Consider the following 13,423-nt stretch of genomic DNA (forward strand, 5'->3'; position numbering starts at 1 on the left):
GGCCGAGGAACGTGAGCACTGAACGCCCGCACTCCGTGAGCGTCGCCGGGGTCGTCGTGGACGACCAAGGCCGGGCCCTCCTGATCCAGCGCCGGGACAACGGCCACTGGGAACCGCCGGGCGGCGTCCTCGAACGCGAGGAGACCATCCCGGAAGCCCTCCAGCGCGAAGTCCTCGAAGAGACCGGCATCAAGATCGCTCTTCCGGCGACCCTGACCGGCGTCTACAAGAACATGACGGGCCTGATCGTCTCGCTGGTCTTCCGCTGTGAAGCCGCCGACGGCGTGCCCACCACCGGTGACGAGACCCGCGCACTGCGCTGGGCCACCCGCGAAGAGGTCACCGAGCTTGCCGACGAGGCCTACGCGATCCGCGTCCTGGACGCACTCGACGCGACGACCCCGCCGGCCATCCGCGCCCACGACGGCGTGAAACTCGTCTAGCCCGAACCCGCTGCACATGGCGGCCTACCAGCGTAAAGGAACTTGTATGCACGAGTATACGAGTAAAGCCCGGGTCTGGGGGCTGAGTTGCCCAAAATTCCCCGAAGAGGTGAGCCGGGCCCGTCGATGGACCCGTGACATCCTGCGCGACTTCCCCTTAGCGGAGGACGCCGAACTGATCGTGAGCGAGCTGAGCGCGAACGCGATCCTTCACACGGCGAGCGGCCGGGAGCACGGCAGCTTCCACCTGGCCGTCGCGGTCTCCGCTCAGGTGGTGGCGGTCTCGGTCACGGACGACGGCGGCACGGGGACGGCCCCGAACGTCGAGCCCCAGGACCAGGACGCCGAGCACGGCCGGGGCCTGGGCATGGTCAGCGTCATCGCTCACCGGGTCGTCGTGCACGACAGCGACCAGGGCCACACGGTCACCGCGGAGCTGTACGCGGACGCCCGGCGGGGAGGCCACCCGTGCTGATGAGGCCACCGCAGCGGGGCTACTGGTGCGAGTGCTGGACCGAGGACCTGACTGAACAGCGGGGGCCGGCACTGCTGGGGTCCTTCGATGCTTACTCGGCACCCCAGGCCGACCGTTGGGTGTCGGTCGCACTCCGCACGATCTCACCGGCACTGGACGCGGACGCCTCCGACGAGGCGTGGGAGTGGCTGTACGAGGGCCGCATCGAGACCCGACGAGCCTTGCTGCGCCCCGAACCGTGCACGGTGTCCGTGACCCACGCTGATACCCGCATCACGTGGACGATTCGACCGGTGCTCTTCCTCCCACTCGCGCACCGTCAGGCGACTGAACTTCCGGCGTGTGCACACGACTTCAAGCCCCGCCAGACAGACTGAGTTACAACTTTCTCTACGGGTTCAAGGCGGCTCGCTCCGCTCCCCGCGCGCGGCCCGGCCCCCGGCCGGGCCTGCGCTCCTGTCTCCGCCCCGCTCCAGCCCGGCCGGCGCCCGTGCCGCGCGCACAGCAATCAGCCACCTGACGCCAGAGAAGGGGCACGTCGTGGCTGGGGCGGTCGGCTCCACGGCTTTAGGCAGCCACTTTGGCGCGAGCCTCGCAGATCATGGCCCCAACGTCGTGCTTTACCGGGCAGGTCCACTACCTGCCCGACGCGCCGGAAGCTTACGGGGCCATGATCACTCGCGCCAAAGCAGCTCCAGCCTAAAGCCGCTCCACCGACCTGTTGGCAGAGTTACCGTCGCTTTCGAAGCTTCTTCAACAGCTCACTTGCTTTGGCCTCAAGCCTCTCGGCCTCCTGCGCTTGCCGCGAGACGGCACTGATTCGCTCCTCATCCGTCTGATACGGATAGGTCAGAGACCGCCGCATGTCGCGGTAGTAGGAGGCCACACCCTCCAGTTCGAATCGGAGAAGATCGTCACGGACTAGATGGGCCAGCTCCTTGATTCGGTCGGCCACCGCATCACCGCCAGCCTGAGCGAACCAAGCCTCATCCCTGTAGCCGACGGTGGTGCTCAGGGCGACGTCACGGACTTTGCCGATCAGCGAAATGAGCTCTTCGGGCCCAGCCCTACGCGCACGCCGGTTCTCACGCTGCTGGCTCCACGCTGCCCAAAGGCCAGCCGGGCCACCGATTGCACCGACGATGCCGCCAGTGGCACTCAACCAGTCCGTCGCCGCCGACATCGCCCCTCCAACCGTGCGCGCTACGTGTCCGTCGTACCGGCAAACCGCAGGGATCCAGGGACACGCACGGAACAGTACGACCGCAACCGGCCCCCGACCAAGACTGCTGGTCAGGGGCCGTTTTTACTGCTCTCAACGCGGCGGGTGTGGTATTTGCACCCATGGTGACATCGCTGCCACGATGGTTTTCAAGATCCCATGCGGTTGTCCTCATTGAGCACTGGCGGCCTCACGGCAGTCGGCTCTCGCGGTGAGAGGTCACCCTGCCTGCATCCGCCAAATCAGCCAGCTGACGACTGCGCCGCCGAGCGTGTACGCGGCGCCCTTAAGGGCGTTCATGAGAACGATGCGCAGGTAGCGACGGATGCGGCGGCGCCACCGGGTCGTAGAGTGTGGAGCAGGACGTCCCGTAGAGGGGAGTCCAAGGGAGTGCTTGTTCAACGGGTACTCCGAAAAATCCAGTGATGTGTGCTGGTGATGCCGCACCGCTCCGCCCGGGCGCCAACCACATGCGGAGCGGTGCGGTCTTCATTCCTTCGGGACCGTGCCCGAAGGAACCTCAGTGTCGGCCTGCTCGTCGGGCGTCGGATCTCCGAGACCGCGAGGAGTGAAGGGTGGCAACAAGCCGTACACGGGACGCGAGCCCCGGCCTGATCGAGTCTTGAGGGTGTCGAACCACTCGTCGTCGAGGTGAACGAGGATGCCGTGCTTCCGCAACTCGTTGATGCCCTTGCCGGCAGTGTCGGCCGAGATGCCGTACCACTCGGGCATCCGCTCCTGGGGGAGGGTGAACTCGAGCTTCCTTTGGGTCAAAGCGATCAGGAGAATGGCCTTCCCTGGAAGGGATAGCGTGTTGTGCCAACCCTTTTCCCAGTACTCGTACGGTAGCTGGAAGTAGGGGTCTCCTAGATTTTCACCCGGCGACGTGTACGGCCGCCCAGAGCCGTCTTCGTGCAGTTTCGTGATGGTTGACTTGCCGCCCTCACCGCGAGCTCGTGAGATGAGGTGCAGTTCCTTGAGGACTTTCCACGCGCGAGACACGGCGGTGGTACCTGCTGTCTCATCGAAGATGCCCACCGATCGGGCCCACGTCGTGGACCACTCGGTGACGGAGAAGTCTCCGCCACTAGTCACAGCACTGAGCAACAGATACAGGTCCAAGGGTCGCTTAGCGGAGCGGCGTACTAGATAGGCCAGAGCACCGGGTGACTTTGTGCCGCCCTTGTTCATCCCCCTCTGGAGGAAGGCTCGACGGATCGGCACTGTACGGGTCGGACGTTGAGAACGATCAAGGATGAGCTTGATGGTCTCAGGTTGCCCCAGAGGCGCTTCCCTTGGCGTCTGAGGTGAGTTGAGACCGCGAGGAGGGGTCGTCATGCTGGAAGCATGGCACGAACTTGATGCCTGTCGCCCGGTTGAGAAGACATCTTGGGCGACATCGACTTGCCGTTTCAGCGGATGCCATATGATGCCTGGATCATGTCTCGTAGGACACCTGGTTAGATGACAAGTAACGATGACACGTTACTGTGCCGAGTTGCGGGGCGGCGGCGAACTGGCCAGCTCCCACAGAGAGCTTGACTCGCGACCCACGCGCCGCGAACTTGTCTAAGTTCCGCTGCGCCCGCCCCGCAGGTTCCGCTACAGCACCGTGGAGTGCCGTAGAGCAGTGCTCTCCGAGCGTGGGGCGGTACAGCAGCGAGGTACCGCAACCCCAGTAACCCTCCCTGCCTAGTCGCGACCACGAACGGCCGTAGGGCAGCTGGTATGACCGCCACTGACCGATCCGCATAGAGCTGCCCCATAGAAGCCCCTGCCGGCTTCGCCCTCCCCTGCACACGGCTCATGAACGGAGCCGGTCTATACCGCGACCCCGACAACGGCAACTGGCATACCTCAGAAGGCCAACTGGTCGTGAGGGCCCTGCGAGGCACCAGGCCCACACGGAACGATCAACACACTCCTGGCCCGGCGGGGCTGGCTTACTACGTCTCGAGCAGCTACAGATGCGGATTGTGCTGGGCATGTTTTGGCGAATGTCAGCCCCACAGCAATGACCACCTGCGCACCTGGCGCGAGTACAGCCAGACCGCGCTCCTTACCCTAGATGCAGGCGGGGCTCGCAGCGTCCCGGCTCCTCTCCGAGGTTCGGCGGAACCAGGGACTCTGACTCCCGCGTACGGCCGCTGCCCGGGGTCCGCCCATACCGCAGCCCGGTTTCACCGTGAGCCCACTGCGGGGTATCGCTCGGCTGCCCTGCACATCCGCCGTGCAGGGCAGCCACCCACCGTGGTGGGCCCGGGTTGGAATCTACTGGCTACACCGCATGCTCTCGCTGCAACGGCGGTAGAGGGGCTGGACACGACGACCGCCTCTCAGGCGTTCTCGTCATGGATCCGCGCACCCAGATCCTCCCCTCCGCCCACTCCAGCGCCCACGCCTTGAGTCCTTCGATCTGCCGGGAGGTGAGCCCGTACGCGGTGTAGTCCTCATCCTCGTACCAGTCCGCGCCGATAAGCCGGTCCCTGAGGTCTTCAAGGCTGAACTCGTCGTGGGCGCGAAGGCGGCCCAGGGATTCGAGGTCGGCGTTGGAGCGGCGGCGGGAGGCGGCCTGGACGTCGATGAGGTCACGGACGGTGCCGCGGTCGGCGAGGGTACGGACCTTGGTGCCGATCACGTCGTCGAGGGAAAGAACGGGGCCGTAGGGGGTCTGAGCGGGCGCAGCCCAGAACGCCTCCTTGAGGACGTCGACCTCGCACTCCTCGCCGGTGTCCGGATCGGTGACGAGGAACCGGCCGCTGAGCGGATCAGTCTGGACGTGCGTCGTCCGCCATCCGCGCTCGCTGAGACCCGCTGTGAGTGAGGCGACGATCTCCCGCATCGGAGCGGGGTTCTCGGTGGCGACGTCGCGGCCACGGCTGAAGCGTTCGACCAGGCCGTGGGCCTGCACGGCGTATCCGCCGGTGAGGACCAGGGGGTAAGGGGAGCCGATGTCGAGAATGTCGGCGAGGAGACGCTCGTGGAGATGAGTGAGCTTCACGCGGCGGTCGGGTCGGCCAGAGCGGTGCGGAGCAGCTCAGGGAAAGCGTCCTCCCAGACCTCGCGGATGTAGGGGCTTATCAAGCGCCGCAGCACGGGCCACTGCTCGGTGAGCAGCCGGTAGTGCAGGAGGGCCATCAAATCCTCACGGAGTCCTTCGGCGAGGACGGTCCGGTAGAGCGTCATGCGGGACTTCGGGCGGTCCAGGCTGTAGCTGGTCCGCCCGGACCAGACGATGTGGAGCGGCAGATCCACGTTGCCCTCGACGGGGCCGGCCAGCTCCTGCAGACGCTCGGGCAGTCGGCTGCGGTAGCGGTCTCGCAGCACCTCGGCCCGGGGGGCGGTGATCGTCGGGTCCATGCATCCAGTATCGCTGCTGGGAGGCTGCGGCGTGGCGGATACGGGGCTCCGCTGTCGTACGTACGGGTCGGGCGCCGCCCGCCCCTCCCTCGGACGCGCATCATGGCCTACCCGTGCAGCCCCCCAGGTGGCGCGGCCACCGGCTGCCCTGCCGACCTTGGACCAGCCCCGCTCGCAGCCGCGGGTGATCGTGGCGCAGCAGGTCACGCGGAGGACCGCCGCCATGGAGTCGGCTGCGGCTTCCGTCTCGGCGTCGGGAATGACGACGGTCCCGAGGAGGCCCATGGCGCCGGCGCACTGGACGAGAGGGCACCCGGCGGGCGACGGTCAGGGCATCCCGCTCGCGGTGTCGCTGACCGGCGGTAACCGTGGGCGACGTCACCCAGTTGCCGCCTCTGCTCGACAAGATCCCGCGGGTAGCGGGACCGGTGGGCCGCCCGCGCCGACAGCCTGATGCCCTGCTCGCGGACCGCGGCTACGACCATGACCAGTACCGCCGTCTTGTGCGGGCTCTCGGCATCACACCGGTGATCGCCGAGCGGGCGAGGACCACGGCAGTGGCCTGGACGTCTCCCGGTGGGTGGTCGAGCGCACGATCGCCTCCCTTTTCGACACGACTTCCAGATAGTCCGTTTCTCCGGTCCTCCCTGTCGCGCATGTCGCGTTCCCATGTCGGAGAAGGAAACGGGAAACAGCATCGATCGTCTTGTCCGCCCCGGCCAGACTGCCGCACGCTACGTGCAGCGCCGACTCGGCCGAGGGCGGAAGGGGTTGGAGGTTTCCGTGCCACAGCCGTTCACCGGGTTCGGCGAGGAGTTGAGGAAGCGGCGTCTGGAGGCGGGGCTCAGCCTCACCGCCCTGTCCGGCTCCGTGCACTACAGCAAGGCGCAGTTGAGCAAGGTGGAACGGGGCCTGAAGGCCCCCAACCGTGACCTCGCCCGCCTGTGTGACGCCGCCCTCGGGGCCGACGGGGCCCTGCTGGCCCTGCTCGCACCAGAGACCACCGACCCGCCCGTCGATCCGGCGCCGGGCCATGTCCACGAGGAGGACTGGATCATGCAGTTGTCGCCGGACGGGCCGAACACCTTCCAGCCCTTGAGCCGACGGAAAGTCATGGGTGCCGGTGCCGTCTCGATGATGGCGTGGCGGTCCGACAGCGTGGGCCTGGCCTCGCCAGCCGCGGGCGCGGAAATGCTGGAAGCCTCCCGCTCACTGTTCACCCACTACCGCAGACTCGGCCAGGCGGTGGCGCCCGGTCTGCTCCTGCCCGTTCTGATCGCCCAGACCCATACCCTGCGGGAACTGTCCACCCACTGTGACAGCGGCACCCGTCGCCACCTGCTGGCCCTCGGCTCCCGGTACGCCGAATACGTCGGCTGGCTGGTGCAGGAGACCGGGGACGAGCGGGCGGCTCTGTGGTGGACGCAGCGCGCGGTCGACCTGGCGGCCGCCGGCGGCGACCGGACACTGGCGGGTTACGCGCTGGTCCGCCGGGCCCTGATCACGCTGTACCGGGACGACGCCGAGCAGACGGTCGCTCTGGCCCGTTGCGCGCAGAGCGGGGCCTTGCCCCCGCGCATCCGCGGGCTCGCCGCACAGCGCGAAGCCCAGGGTCACGCCCTTGCGGGTGACCACCGGGCCTGTCTGGAGGCGCTGGACCGCGCGCGTGCAATTCTTGCTCTCCAGGACGAAGGGACTGACGAGCCGGTGATCGGCACCATGCACCTTCCTGATCCGGTCGGCATGGTCACCGGCTGGTGCCTGGTCGATCTCGGGCGGCCGCGCGAGGCGAGCGAGGAACTGGACCGACAACTAGCCCTGGTGGGCGGGGACGCGGTCCGCACCCAAGTCAGGTACGGCGTCCGCCGCGCACTCGCCTATGCGTTGGCCGGCGAGATCGACCACGCCTGCGACCTGGCGGCGCACCTGCTCGACGGGGTGGAGGCCGTGGGTTCCGCCACCGTAACGACAGACCTGAGGCGGCTCGCCCGCGCCCTGGCGCGCCACGCGAACCATTCCTCTGTACGCCGGCTGGGACCGCGACTCGGCACGTTGTCGCGCCCGTCCACCATCTGAAGGAGTCACTGGCATGCCCCACGTGTTCATCAACTACCGCACCGGCGACGGCGAGCGGACCGCGGCCCTCCTCGACCAGGAGCTGTCACGTCGCTTCGGCCAGGACCGCATCTTCCGCGCGTCCAGGTCCATCACCGCAGGGGACGCCTACCCCGAGACTCTCCAGACCGCGTTACGCCACAGCTCTCTGCTGCTGGCCGTCGTAGGACCGGACTGGACGAACTTCCGCAGTCGGCTGCAGGATCCCGACGACTGGGTGCGCAAGGAGATCGAGACCGCGTTCGAGTGGGGGCTCATCGTCGTTCCCGTGCTGGACGGCCGCAAGACCGACCGGCTGAGCAAAGCAGTCCTTCCCCCGGAGCTGGTGCGGCTCGCCGATCTGCAGTCCGTATCGTTCGACAGCACCCACGACACCGAGGCCGGCGTCCGACGTATCGGTGATCTGGTCGCCGAGCTGGTGCCCGAGCTGCGGGACCTGCTCGAGCCCGGCGAGCCGTCGCCGGCGTCGACCACCGTGCACAACACGATCGGGGACGTGAGCGGAACGGCCGTCCAAGCGGGCGACTTCAGCGGTGACGTCGGCGGCACGATCGTGAAGAACTCCCACGGCACAGTCCACACGGGCAGCGGCAGCATCTACAACAACTCACGCCACGTGTCGGGCGACCGCTACATCTCGGGCACCGGGACGACGTACACCGAGGGCGACCACCACGGGGACGTCCACCAGCGGTTCGGGGAGCCGGAGCGGCCCCAGGACGACCGACGGTGAGCACAGAACACACCACCCGGGTCGAGAGCACGCGGGGATTCACGCACACGGGTGACGGCCACATGTTCGTCAACCTCGGCGCCACTGCCCAGGAACCTCGAAAGCCAGTCTTCCGGCACCTCCCCAATGACCAACTTCGCTGGGTTCGACGGGTGTTGGTCGCTCCGGTCAATATGGGAAAAGCCCGGACGACGCTCGAGGAGACGGGCACCGTCATCCTCGACGGTACTCCCGGCAGCGGCCGCTCGGCCACGGCTCGCGTACTGTTGCGCGAACTCCACCATCCCGGCGGGGCCTTCCGTGAACTCCTCCCCGACGAGCTGGACGAGCTGCCGCGGCACGACCCGGCTTTCGTCGACCCAGGCGACCGGCTGCTGCTCGACCTGTCCACCGCGAAGGCCGATCCGTGGGATGCGGCGCGGGGCAACCTGCCCGCCCTGCGCCAGATGGTGCACAAGCGGCGGGCCCATCTCGTCGTCGTCATGCCGCACCACGGGGCCCTCGATCCCGACCTCCAGCACTACCGTGTCGAGATCGGACCGCCGAGCTCCCCCATGGAGGTTCTCAGACGCCACCTGCGCACCCACGGCGTGCCGTGCGAGCAGTTTCTCCGGAACGACGTCACCGTCGACGAGTTGCTGAGTGAACGCAAACCCATGCGGGAGATCGCCGACTTCGCCGACCGCATACGCCGGGCCTGCGAGACGGCCGGGCCCGGCGAGGGGTTCCCCGAGTGGTGTACGGCCGCGAAGCGTGCGCGCGCCGGGCGCCGCGCTGAAGTCGCCGATCACGTCGCCGGTTTGCCCGACGCCTCCCAACGCGCCCTGATGATCGCCGTGTCCATGCTCCACGGCGCGCACGCCGACGTCATCCACCGGGCGGCCGCGCTTCTGCTGAGCACGGTCGGGGCCCCCGAGGAGGAGACTCCGCTCCTCCAGCGCAAGGACCTCGCCCAGCGGCTGTCGGAGATCTCGGCCCGCTCCGGGCCGGACGGTCGCGTGCGGTTCACCGAGCTGGACTACGACTCCGCCGTCCGCGCCCACTTCTGGGACCACATGCCCGACCTGCGACCGCACCTCGGCGCGTGGGCCGCACGGGTCGTCGGGTCGAGCGACCCGCATCTCGTGCCGGACGTCCGTGACGGACTGGTGGCCCGGCTGGCGGGTGAGTACCTGCGGACCGGGCGGACGGACGCGCTCGCCGTGCTCGCCGAGCGGTGGAGCGCACAGGGGGCGGGCAGAGCCGGGTCGGAGGCCGCGGTCCAGGCGCTCACCTGTGGTCTCACGGAGCCCGCCCATGGCAGGGACTTCCGCGAACGGATCTACAACTGGTGCGCGTACGGCCGGCTGACCGATGAGTTCACCCAGGTGCTGGTCCAGGTCTGCGCCGACGTCCTCGCGCTGGACCATCCGGACCACGCCCTGATCCGGCTGCACCATCTCGCCCGGCGTGAGCTCGGCACGGCCCGTGCTCTGCAGTCCCTGTGCGACCTGGTGGCCGGCAGCCGGCGTTTGCTCCGAAGGTTGCTCGACCGGCTGGCACGCGGCAACCTCGCACCGGCCGACCTGGCCATCTTTCTGCGCGTCAGCGATCCGGAGCCCCTCACGGACCGCTCCGTCACCACCCGCGCCCTGGTCGACGAGGACGGGGTACGACACTCCCTGATCACGTGCTGGCGCGCCGTGCTGATCCACGCCGTGTCACGGAAGGACGGGCCACACGTGGCACCACGGGCAGAGATACAGAGCTGGCTGCACTGGGCGGACGAGGGCGCCGGTGACCGGGGGGAGGTCCTCCTCGACCTGCTGGTCGCTGCCGCCGACCGATGCGGGGAGGACCGGGGCGCGGCGTTCGCCGCGTTGTACACGTCCGCGCGCCGGGCGGAGTGCGCTTCTCCGGGCGCCGGCTCCCGCTTCGCCGAGACGACCGACCTGTTGCTCCACAAGATCGGCGTGGCGCAGAACCTCGGCAATGCCGCCCCGCCGGCATCGGCCAGAGGGAGTCGATCATGACGACCGCACGCAGGACGACGACCGTGTTCCTCACTGTTCTGTGTGGCCTGCTGCTCACCATCGTCGGCGTGGTGCAGCGATGGCCCGGCTGGACCTGGCCGGTGCTGGCCGCGCTTCTTCTCGTGTTGCCCGCGGCAACCTTCCGGGTGGCCTCACAGCGCCGCGGCCCGGTGCCAGTCAGCTTCGAGGAGCAGCTCACGGCCGCCCCCGTGGAGCGGACCGAGTACCGCGTCAACCGAGTCGCGCTCCCGAGCCTCTGGGACGACTACCACTTCGTCTTCTCGGCGACCGTTCGATGGTGCTTCACCGACGAGCCGGGGCGCGGCACGGTCGTCAACCCGGCCGGCCTCGCCATCGACGCGGTCCTCAGCCGGGCCCGCGCGATCGCCGAGAAGCGGGCCCCGGCCCACGCCTCGCTCCTTCAGCACGAACTCGGCGGCGCACTCAGCCGCATGTGCCCGGATTCCACGGGCCACCTCCGAGCGATGGCGGAGGATATCAGCCTTACGTTGCCCGACGAGGACCAGGAACGTCTGGACCGGCTCGCCGGCGTGCGCAAGGACGAGGCGGTCTGGGAGCACCAGCGCAAGTACGAGCAGAGCAAGCGCCGGTATCTGGGCGAGGACGTCCTCAAGGACACCGGCAGCGCCGTCGTGTGGTGGCTCACCAAGAACGACGAGCAGGTGGCGAAGACCGTGGCCGACCTCCCCTTGCTGGCGCAGCTGACCTCTGCTGCCAACGACACCGACATCCCCGAGCGCCTGCTCGAGATGCTGCCGAACCGGCCGGGAGGACCCGGGACGCCGGACGTCGGCACGGAGTCTGCCGATCTCCTGGCCCGTGAACCCTCGGCCGCGGACCATCTGTCGGGGTTCTTCGAGGCCATGGGCTTCACGGAGGACGACGACCGGCGGGCGATGCTGGCCCGACAGTTCTCGCAGCTCATCGAGCAGCACAACCGCCACGAGACAGCAGAGGACCTCCTACGCCGGTTCGATCCGCCGCGGCCTCCCACCCCCGAGACGGGAGCGGAACCGGCCCCCGACCCCGGCCCGCCGACCGAGACGGCCTGACCGCCGACCGGGATATTTCATCCCTGCGCATCCTGGAGGACGCGATGGACGCCGAACTGGCCGCGATGGGCATCGGGAGCCGCCAACCTGGTCTCCCTCATGGTCACTGAATCCTGGACTCACGCCCGCGCACTGATGGGCCGGTTCCTGGCACGTGCGGGCGCGGACACCGTCGCGATCACGCGCCTGGACGACGCGCGTGCGCGGCTGCTCCTCACGGGCACCGCGGCGAACGAGCGCGCCGCGTCCGGCATCATGGCCGAGTGGCAGACTCGTCTCTGCGGGCTGGTGGAAGCCGGGGCGCTCACCGGCGAGGAACTGGGTGCTCTCGGGGCGTCGCTGCGCCGACTGGCGGCTGCTGCAGCGGGCCGCCCAGCAACGGTGCACAACACCGTCTCCGGCGGCACCCAGCACGGCCCGATCGTCCAGGCCGGCACCGTCAGCGGCCTGGCCTTCCCGCCCCGGATCCGTCCCCGCGCCGGGAATAGGGCTGAAGACCGGACCGGGTGTCCTGTCGACGCCCGGCTCCCGATCTCTTACGCCGCCCGCCGTATTTCACTGGTGGTCGGTCCGCGAACGGACGGGCCTGCCGCTGGACCCCTACCATTCGCCGAAGGCTGCGTTCGCACATCGGGCGCACCCCCAAAGCGTCACAGGACCCCGGACCGCATGAGGCGTCGACCGCCTCACCGGGCCAGCGCAACCCATCTCTTCCAGCGGCTCCGTGTAGTAGCCGCACGGACCACGCAGTAGATAGCCGTCCTTCGTGGTGCCGTGCATCTCCTCGTAGCGCTCCATCGCTTCTCGCACCGAGCGCGGCAGAGGAACCTCTCGGAACTCCCCCGCCTTGCGGTGCTTCAGCTTCGCCGGCTTGTGCGTGTTCGAGTGGATCTGCTCGTGAACCCGGTAGACGTCGTCCGCCACGACATTATTGATGTTCACCGCGCGGGCTTCCCCGTTTCGCAGGCCGCAGCCCACCATCATCACGATCTCAAGCGAGAGGATGTGATCCGCGACAATCAGCGCTCTCTTCACATAGTCGAGGGAGGGAATGACCACCTTCTCCCGAACGTACTCCGGCTCCTGGACCCCCTTCAGAGGGTCGTCCGCCATGGCACCCTTGCCATAGGCATCCCGCAGGATGACCTTGAGGACACGGAATATGTTCACCTGGTTTCCGCGCCCGACCCCGTCGGTCTCCAACTCATCCGCTCGACCACGATCGGCGTGACCGAGTTCAGCTTTCTTGATCCGAGACGGGGGATGATGTGCACGTTGATGGAGCTGTCGACGTGCCAGCCCGTGGAGTACTCGGTCATCCTCCGCTGCCGGGCCGCCACCGCTTCGCGTATTCCGCGACCGTCTGCTGACCGAGTTCACGGCGGGCCTCAGCAACGGATGGCGCTGTCTTCTTTTTCTCCGCGTAGATCTGCGTCAGTCGCTCGATCGCGTCGTCCTGCGTGCCGAAACCAGCCTCTTCACGCTGTTTACTGAGAGCGTCCCTGAACCGAATCGTGTACGGGTGCGGGCAACGAGTCGGCCTGGAACAACCGCACTCCTTGAAGAAGGAACCCATCCCACGAGCAAGCTGTCGAGCCACGCATCAAGCCTTCCGAGCAGGGCGATGGGCGGCGCAGAAGGCCCCTGCCGTAGACGCAGGTCAGCAAGCCGGACACCGTCCGGCCCGATGCTGACCTTTTGCTGACCTGGAGGCCGCGATCAGGGCTCTGAACTGCGGAAACACCCAAACGCTAGATCTTGGACTTGAACATGGTGCGCAGCATTCAGCACTCCTAGAAGACGGCTCCCTGCCAGCTTTGTGCAGGTCAAGGGCGTCCTTCACTGTACATCGGCATGCCTTCGGCTCGAAGACCCCGAGGAAAATCATGCGTTGCCGTGACCAGGCTTCCCGCCTGCGCGTCTCAGCCGTGTGCGGACGGACACTCGGGAAGTGCGATGTCGCGCACCCCGCCCGGCGGACCCGCGCGGT

At 68.0% G+C, this 13,423-nt stretch carries 12 protein-coding genes and 1 pseudogene; 8 read left to right on the forward strand and 5 right to left on the reverse strand.

The window, feature by feature from the left end; translation table 11 throughout:
- Window positions 1-35 precede the first annotated feature (35 nt).
- From ABZ576_RS10290 to ABZ576_RS10300, 3 genes are read left to right on the forward strand one after another with little or no spacing between them, the layout of a single operon-like run.
- Window positions 36-443, forward strand: a complete 408-nt coding sequence (locus tag ABZ576_RS10290) for an NUDIX hydrolase (RefSeq protein WP_360738425.1) — start codon at window positions 36-38, stop codon at window positions 441-443.
- Window positions 444-489: 46 nt separating this feature from the next.
- On the forward strand, window positions 490-918 hold the full coding sequence (locus ABZ576_RS10295) for an ATP-binding protein (protein WP_360738323.1): 429 nt from the start codon (window positions 490-492) through the stop codon (window positions 916-918).
- Window positions 918-1,295 carry a hypothetical protein gene (locus ABZ576_RS10300; RefSeq protein ID WP_360738427.1) on the forward strand — a complete coding sequence of 126 codons (378 nt, stop codon included), beginning with the start codon at window positions 918-920 and terminating at the stop codon, window positions 1,293-1,295. Before ABZ576_RS10295 ends, ABZ576_RS10300 begins: the two co-directional genes overlap by 1 nt.
- Before the next feature lie 353 nt (window positions 1,296-1,648).
- On the opposite strand, the gene ABZ576_RS10305 is transcribed toward ABZ576_RS10300, so the two are convergent.
- From ABZ576_RS10305 to ABZ576_RS10320, 4 genes are all read right to left on the reverse strand, one after another.
- Window positions 1,649-2,101, reverse strand: a complete 453-nt coding sequence (locus tag ABZ576_RS10305) for a hypothetical protein (RefSeq protein WP_360738325.1) — start codon at window positions 2,099-2,101, stop codon at window positions 1,649-1,651.
- A 528-nt stretch (window positions 2,102-2,629) separates the two neighbouring features.
- Entirely contained in the window at window positions 2,630-3,262 is a 633-nt protein-coding gene (locus ABZ576_RS10310; protein WP_360738327.1) for a hypothetical protein, read from the reverse strand.
- A gap of 1,156 nt (window positions 3,263-4,418) precedes the next feature.
- Window positions 4,419-5,141, reverse strand: a complete 723-nt coding sequence (locus ABZ576_RS10315) for a nucleotidyl transferase AbiEii/AbiGii toxin family protein (RefSeq protein WP_360738330.1) — start codon at window positions 5,139-5,141, stop codon at window positions 4,419-4,421.
- Window positions 5,138-5,500, reverse strand: a complete 363-nt coding sequence (locus ABZ576_RS10320) for a hypothetical protein (protein ID WP_360738332.1) — start codon at window positions 5,498-5,500, stop codon at window positions 5,138-5,140. Before ABZ576_RS10320 ends, ABZ576_RS10315 begins: the two co-directional genes overlap by 4 nt.
- Window positions 5,501-5,831: 331 nt before the next feature.
- On the opposite strand from ABZ576_RS10320, the pseudogene ABZ576_RS10325 reads away from it, so the two are divergent.
- The 5 genes and pseudogenes from ABZ576_RS10325 to ABZ576_RS10345 all read left to right on the forward strand — a co-directional run.
- Window positions 5,832-6,107 (forward strand): annotated as a pseudogene (locus ABZ576_RS10325) (transposase); the annotation flags it as partial.
- 176 nt (window positions 6,108-6,283) lie between these two features.
- Window positions 6,284-7,576 carry a helix-turn-helix transcriptional regulator gene (locus tag ABZ576_RS10330; protein WP_360738430.1) on the forward strand — a complete coding sequence of 431 codons (1,293 nt, stop codon included), beginning with the start codon at window positions 6,284-6,286 and terminating at the stop codon, window positions 7,574-7,576.
- A gap of 13 nt (window positions 7,577-7,589) precedes the next feature.
- Complete coding sequence (locus ABZ576_RS10335; protein ID WP_360738334.1) at window positions 7,590-8,348, forward strand: toll/interleukin-1 receptor domain-containing protein; 759 nt, start codon at window positions 7,590-7,592, stop codon at window positions 8,346-8,348.
- Window positions 8,349-8,521: 173 nt separating this feature from the next.
- Window positions 8,522-10,360, forward strand: coding sequence for a hypothetical protein (locus tag ABZ576_RS10340; protein WP_360738336.1), 1,839 nt, complete (start codon window positions 8,522-8,524; stop codon window positions 10,358-10,360).
- On the forward strand, window positions 10,357-11,433 hold the full coding sequence (locus ABZ576_RS10345; RefSeq protein ID WP_360738339.1) for a hypothetical protein: 1,077 nt from the start codon (window positions 10,357-10,359) through the stop codon (window positions 11,431-11,433). Before ABZ576_RS10340 ends, ABZ576_RS10345 begins: the two co-directional genes overlap by 4 nt.
- Before the next feature lie 600 nt (window positions 11,434-12,033).
- Here ABZ576_RS10345 and ABZ576_RS10350 read toward each other — a convergent pair.
- Window positions 12,034-12,603 carry a hypothetical protein gene (locus ABZ576_RS10350; protein WP_360738341.1) on the reverse strand — a complete coding sequence of 190 codons (570 nt, stop codon included), beginning with the start codon at window positions 12,601-12,603 and terminating at the stop codon, window positions 12,034-12,036.
- Window positions 12,604-13,423 lie beyond the last annotated feature (820 nt).

Source organism: Streptomyces sp. NPDC013455 (assembly GCF_040632975.1).
Lineage (GTDB): Bacteria > Actinomycetota > Actinomycetes > Streptomycetales > Streptomycetaceae > Streptomyces.

Coding starts and splice junctions, on each gene's coding strand:
- ABZ576_RS10295 (WP_360738323.1), top strand. CDS start 490: ATGCACGAGTATACGAGTAAAGCCCGGGTCTGGGGGCTGAGTTGCCCA.
- ABZ576_RS10300 (WP_360738427.1), top strand. CDS start 918: ATGAGGCCACCGCAGCGGGGCTACTGGTGCGAGTGCTGGACCGAGGAC.
- ABZ576_RS10305 (WP_360738325.1), bottom strand. CDS start 2,101: ATGTCGGCGGCGACGGACTGGTTGAGTGCCACTGGCGGCATCGTCGGT.
- ABZ576_RS10320 (WP_360738332.1), bottom strand. CDS start 5,500: ATGGACCCGACGATCACCGCCCCCCGGGCCGAGGTGCTGCGAGACCGC.
- ABZ576_RS10335 (WP_360738334.1), top strand. CDS start 7,590: ATGCCCCACGTGTTCATCAACTACCGCACCGGCGACGGCGAGCGGACC.
- ABZ576_RS10340 (WP_360738336.1), top strand. CDS start 8,522: ATGGGAAAAGCCCGGACGACGCTCGAGGAGACGGGCACCGTCATCCTC.
- ABZ576_RS10345 (WP_360738339.1), top strand. CDS start 10,357: ATGACGACCGCACGCAGGACGACGACCGTGTTCCTCACTGTTCTGTGT.